Origin of the sequence: Pseudomonas sp., assembly GCF_037994325.1 — a bacterium.
GTDB lineage: Bacteria > Pseudomonadota > Gammaproteobacteria > Pseudomonadales > Pseudomonadaceae > Aquipseudomonas.
Window position 1 is genome coordinate 1 of sequence record NZ_JBBNAH010000781.1, and the last position, 5059, is coordinate 5059.

At 61.2% G+C, this 5059-nt stretch carries 4 protein-coding genes; 2 read left to right on the forward strand and 2 right to left on the reverse strand.

Translation table 11 applies throughout. The annotated features are described in order from the left end of the window. Positions 1-2354, forward strand: a 2354-nt coding sequence (locus AAAB16_RS26315; protein ID WP_340666023.1) for a 7TM diverse intracellular signaling domain-containing protein, incomplete at its 5' end; no start/stop codon positions are given. Here AAAB16_RS26315 and AAAB16_RS26320 read toward each other — a convergent pair. After that, a complete protein-coding gene (locus AAAB16_RS26320; RefSeq protein ID WP_340666026.1) occupies positions 2351-2878 on the reverse strand; it encodes a metal-dependent hydrolase in 528 nt (175 codons plus the stop codon). The two genes, AAAB16_RS26315 and AAAB16_RS26320, sit on opposite strands and share 4 nt — an antisense overlap. Before the next feature lie 10 nt (positions 2879-2888). After that, complete coding sequence (locus AAAB16_RS26325; RefSeq protein WP_340666024.1) at positions 2889-4496, reverse strand: AhpA/YtjB family protein; 1608 nt, start codon at positions 4494-4496, stop codon at positions 2889-2891. Positions 4497-4684: 188 nt separating this feature from the next. Between AAAB16_RS26325 and AAAB16_RS26330 the strand changes: the two genes are divergently transcribed. Continuing rightward, on the forward strand, positions 4685-5059 hold a 375-nt coding region (locus AAAB16_RS26330; protein WP_340666025.1), incomplete at its 3' end, for an ACT domain-containing protein.

The window sequence follows — 5059 nt, forward strand, 5'->3', positions numbered from 1 at the left end:
AGTTTGACGAGTACACCACCCAGTTGGTACTCGGTCAGGAGATGGACGTGTTCGAAGATGTGCGCGGCGATGCCACCATTAACGACATCACCTCACCCGCCCTGCAAGCCAGCTTCCGCCGCCACGACAAACCCGTGCTCAATGCCGGCTATTCCCACTCGGTGTTCTGGCTGCGCATCGACCTGGCTTACCGCCCGCAAGCATTGCTAGGCCAGCAACCGTGGTTATTGGAGTTGGCCTACCCGCCGTTGGATCACCTTGACCTCTACCTGCCCGACAGTCGCGGTGGTTTCCAGCTCGCCCAGCGCACGGGCGATGCATTGCCATTTGCCAGTCGGCAGATCAAGCAGAACAACTACCTCTTCGAAATTAACCTGCAGCCCTACCAGCCGCAGCGGGTTTACCTGCGTTTGCAAAGCCAGGGTTCGATCCAGGCGCCGCTGAATTTATGGTCGCCCAAGGTGTATATGGAGCAGATGCCTGGGCGCATCTATTTACTCGGCATCATCTATGGCGTGCTGCTGGGCATGCTGATCTACAACCTGTTTATCTTCCTTAGCGTGCGCGACCCCAGCTACCTGTACTACATCCTTTATATCGCCTCGTTTGGGTTGTATCAGGTGTCGGTCAACGGTGCGGGTATCGAGTATTTCTGGCCGGATAATCCCTGGTGGGCCAACGCCTCCACGCCTTTCTTAGTGGGCTCGGCGACGCTGTTTGGTTGTCAGTTTGCCCGCAGCTTTTTGCATACCGCTGAACACAGCCCGTGGGTAGATCGTGTTCTGCTGGCGATTATGGCGGTGGGCGCTCTGGTGATGGTGTTGGCGTTGACCGTCAGCTACAGCGTGTCGCTGCGTCTGGCCACCTACCTGGCACTGCTGTTTACCGTGGTGGTGTTCTCGGCCGGCCTGATCGCCTGGCGCCGAGGCATGCGTGTGGCGCGCTATTTTATCTTTGCCTGGACCACCTTTCTCATCGGCGGGGTGATCAATACGCTGATGGTGCTGGGCTATCTGCCCAACGTGTTTCTCACCATGTACGCCAGCCAGATCGGCTCGGCCATTGAGGTGGGCTTGCTCTCGCTGGCGCTGGCCGACCGCATTAACTCGATGAAAGAAGAGCGCACCCGCATCCTCTACGACTCCGGGCGCAAGCTGGAAGCCCTCAACCTTGAGTTGGCCAACAGCAACCGCTTGAAAGACGAATTCCTCGCCACCGTTACCCACGAATTGCGCACCCCGATGAACGGCGTCATCGGCTCGCTGGAGCTGATGCAAACCGTGCCCATGGACGTTGAACTGGAGCAGTACCAGAAAACTGCCAGTGCCTCGGCGCGCGACATGATGCGCATGGTCAGCGACATTCTCACCCTTACCGAACTGCAGGCCGGCAAGCTCTACCCCTGGCGCGAGCCGTTTAGCCTGCGTGGTTTGTTTGGCGGCCTGCGTACCCAATTCGCGCCACGCGCCGAAGAAAAGGGCTTGGGCTTTACCCTGGAAATGGATGAAACCCTGCCCGATACCCTCGAAGGCGACGCCGGCAAACTCAGCCAATGCATTGGCTACCTGCTGGATAACGCCATTAAATTCACCCCCGGTGGCGCGGTGACCCTGCGTGCTGCTGCTGTTGAGCGCGGCCGTGAGGGGCTGGTGCTTAAGTTCAGCGTGATCGACAGCGGCATCGGTTTCAGCACGCCGCAGGACGGCTCGCTGTACCAACGCTTCCATCAGTTGGATGGCTCAATGACCCGCGAGTACGGCGGCCTGGGCGTCGGCCTGGCGATCTGTCGCAAGCTGGTGAGCCTGATGGGTGGCGGCTTGAGCCATCAGTCAACAGTGGGTGAGGGCAGTACCTTTGAATTAACCGTGCCGGTATTTCTCTCGGCCAGCAACGCGGCCAATACCCAGAGCCGCGAACCACTGCGCCGTGGCAGCGGCCAGGCGTTACGCCGACCCGAGCAATGCACGGTGCTGGTGGTGGAAGACAACGGCATCAACCAACTGGTGATGCGCGGCATGCTGCTCAAGCTTGGCTACCGCGTGCGCTGTGCCGACAACGGCGCCGATGCTTTGGAGATGCTGCGCCGTGAGCCGGTAGATGCGGTGCTGCTCGACTGCCAGATGCCGATCATGGACGGCTTCGCCACTTGCCGCGCCCTGCGCGCCATGCCCAACTGCGCTGAGCTGCCGGTGCTGGCCATTACCGCCCATAGCCATAGCGGGGATCGTGAGCGGTGTTTGGCGGCAGGCATGAGTGACTATCTGGCCAAGCCGGTTAAGTTTGAAGCCCTGCAAACCCTGTTGCATGAGTGGCTGCTGTGCCTGGAGGCGCCAGTGCCGGTGCGCACGCCCTAACGCTTGAACGCCTTGCGCGCGGCAATGCCAACTGCCCCTACCACCGCGCAGGGCAGCCATACCCAGCGCGCTTCGCTGGCCAACACGGCTAATCCGCGCTCACTGAAAAAGCCGTTTATAAATGGCGAAACGGCAATCGGCCGCCACGGCATAAAGAAGCGCTGTTCGCTCCAAGGCCATAGCCAGGCGACGCCCAGGCCGCCATTGGTGAGCGCGTCCAGCACGCTATGGGAAGCGCAGGCCAGGGCCAGCCACAGGCCGGCTTTCAGGCGACTGCTTTGCAGAAGCGGCGCACAGAGCACGCCGAACAGCCCGACAATGGCGGCAAATAACAGTGAATGGCTGGCGCCGCGATGGCCGAAGCTGTCGGCGTAGGCAATGCCGAATTTAAACGCGAGCACGTCGGCGTCTGGCAAGCAGGCGGCGAGCATGCCGGCAATCAACAAGCGCGGTGGAATAACCCGGCTGCCCAGTACCAAGCCAATGGCTAATACGGGCAGCGGGTGAGTAATCAGCGTGGTCAGAGGGGGATGCTCAAGAGCGCGCGGGTTGTTCGTGCATGCGCGCCAGCTGCCGTTCTAGCAACGACGGATAAGGCTCTAGCAAGCGCTCCACACAGCAGGCACCTTCCGGGCTGGCAATCGGCCGGATGCGCACGCGTTGGCGCAACAGCGGGTCGTCGCCAATGCTGCGTTCCACCAGCAGCAGGTTGCGGCTGTGTTGCGACAGGGCCAGGGCGTCCAGCGCGGTGTCGCTGAGCAGCAGTTCGCCTTGGCTCAAATCGATCAGGTCTTCGCCAGCCGTCAGGCCCAGCTGCAATTGCAAAGTGATGCCGCTGTCGGCGACTTCAATTTGCAGGGCATGGCCGAGGGCACGCATCAGCTCGCCGCAGCAAATAGCGTGGGTGAGGTAGTCCTCGCCGCTGTCGTGGCTGTTGAACAGCATCAGGCTGCTGCCGTCTTTGAGGGTGTGCAGCACGCCGTTGTACAGCGCGGCGGCCTGGTCCAGGCAATCGCGGTAGCGTTGTAGCAGGTCCATCAAACGGGCACGAGGCAGGCGGCGCAGTTGTTCTTGAGCACCGAGCTGAATGGCCAGAACGGCGCTGTATTGCGGTTCGTCGAAGTCAGGTTCGTCGTCAGCGTGGGCGGCGTAGTCGTCTTCGTCGTCGAGCTCTACCGGCGGCTGCTGGAGGTCGGCGAAGGGGTTGTCTTCGTCCAGCGGCGCCTGAATCGGCTTGATCCGCAGCGGCGATTGCACACGGCGTGGCGGCTCGCGGTAGTCGTCATCTGCTGCACTGTCGTAGCTGCTGTCGCGCAGGTCGCGGACTTCGAATTCGGGCTCGTCTTCTTCGTCGAAGTGTGGATCTTCGTCTTCGGCGAAAGGCTGCTCGTCGTCTTCGTACTCGTCTTCGCTGTATTCGGGTTCTGGCGGTGTAACCGGCTTGGGCTTTTCCGGCACCAAACGCGATTGCAGCTGGCGGGCCAGATCACCGATTTCGTCGTTACGGCCAGCGCCGGGCGCCGGATCATCCGGGTCGCGCAGCCACAGGCGCAGCTGCATCAGCGGCGTGGAAATATGTCGGCCCAAGCGCAGGCTCAGGGTCAAGGTCAGCGCCAGCAGGATCAGGCTGAGCAAGCCCATGCTCTGCAAACTGATGGTCATCGGCTGCTGGAATTGCTCCATATCCAGGCTGATGCGCAGGTGCCCGGCAATCACTTCCTGGAAGGTAATAGGCGTGGAGTACAGGCCTTCGGTTTCCCCCAGCATGCTCTGCTTGGGGCGCGAACCGGCTTCGGCGAGGATGCGGTTATCCACGCTATAGATAGCCGCGTGGGCCACCAGCGGGTTCTTCACCAGGTTATTGAGCAGCACGTTAAGGCTGAGAATGTCGTTGGACACCAGCAGCTCAGTGGCCGACGCGGCAGTCTGCGTGGTCAGGCTTTGGCCCAGGGCATCGGCCTGCTGTTGCATGGCCTGCTTGAACTGCATGCCCATGACCAAGGCGTAGATCACCAGTGCAGCAGCGACGAGCAGCAGGCTATGGCTGGCAATACGCAGGGCCAGCGGCACGCGACGCTGACGCAGCGCGTGGAAGAGAAGCAGGAAGAAATTATCGGGTTTTACTGGCGCGGGCCGGTTCACAGAGCTCGGCTCTTCTCGAATGGAATTGCCGCGCAGTATAACGAGGGCATGGGGGTGGGCAAAGCGCGCACGTGCCCGTATGGCGTTGAAAGTGGTTAGAATGTGCGCCTTTTCCCCGCCCACGGCGCCTGCCGTTGCCCCTGGCGACGCCGGCCCCGACGTTTTTGTAGTGCCCCTGGAGGTCCGCCTTGCGCGAAATCGTTCTGATCAATATCACCGGCGAAGATCGCCCAGGCCTGACCGCTGCCATCACTGGCGTGCTGGCCCAAGGCGGGGTGAATATCCTCGACATCGGCCAGGCGGTTATCCATAACACCTTGTCGTTTGGCATTTTGGTTGAGATTCCTGGCACCGAGCAGGGCTCTGTGGTGCTTAAAGACGTGCTGTTCACCGCCTATAAGCTCGATCAGCAGGTGCGTTTTACCCCCATTTCCGAAGCGGACTACCAGCACTGGGTGAGCGGTCAGGGCAAGGCCCGGCACATCGTCACCCTGCTGACCCGTCGCGTCACCGCTGAGCAATTGCAGCGTGTCAGTTCCATCACCGCCAAGTACGGCCTGAAT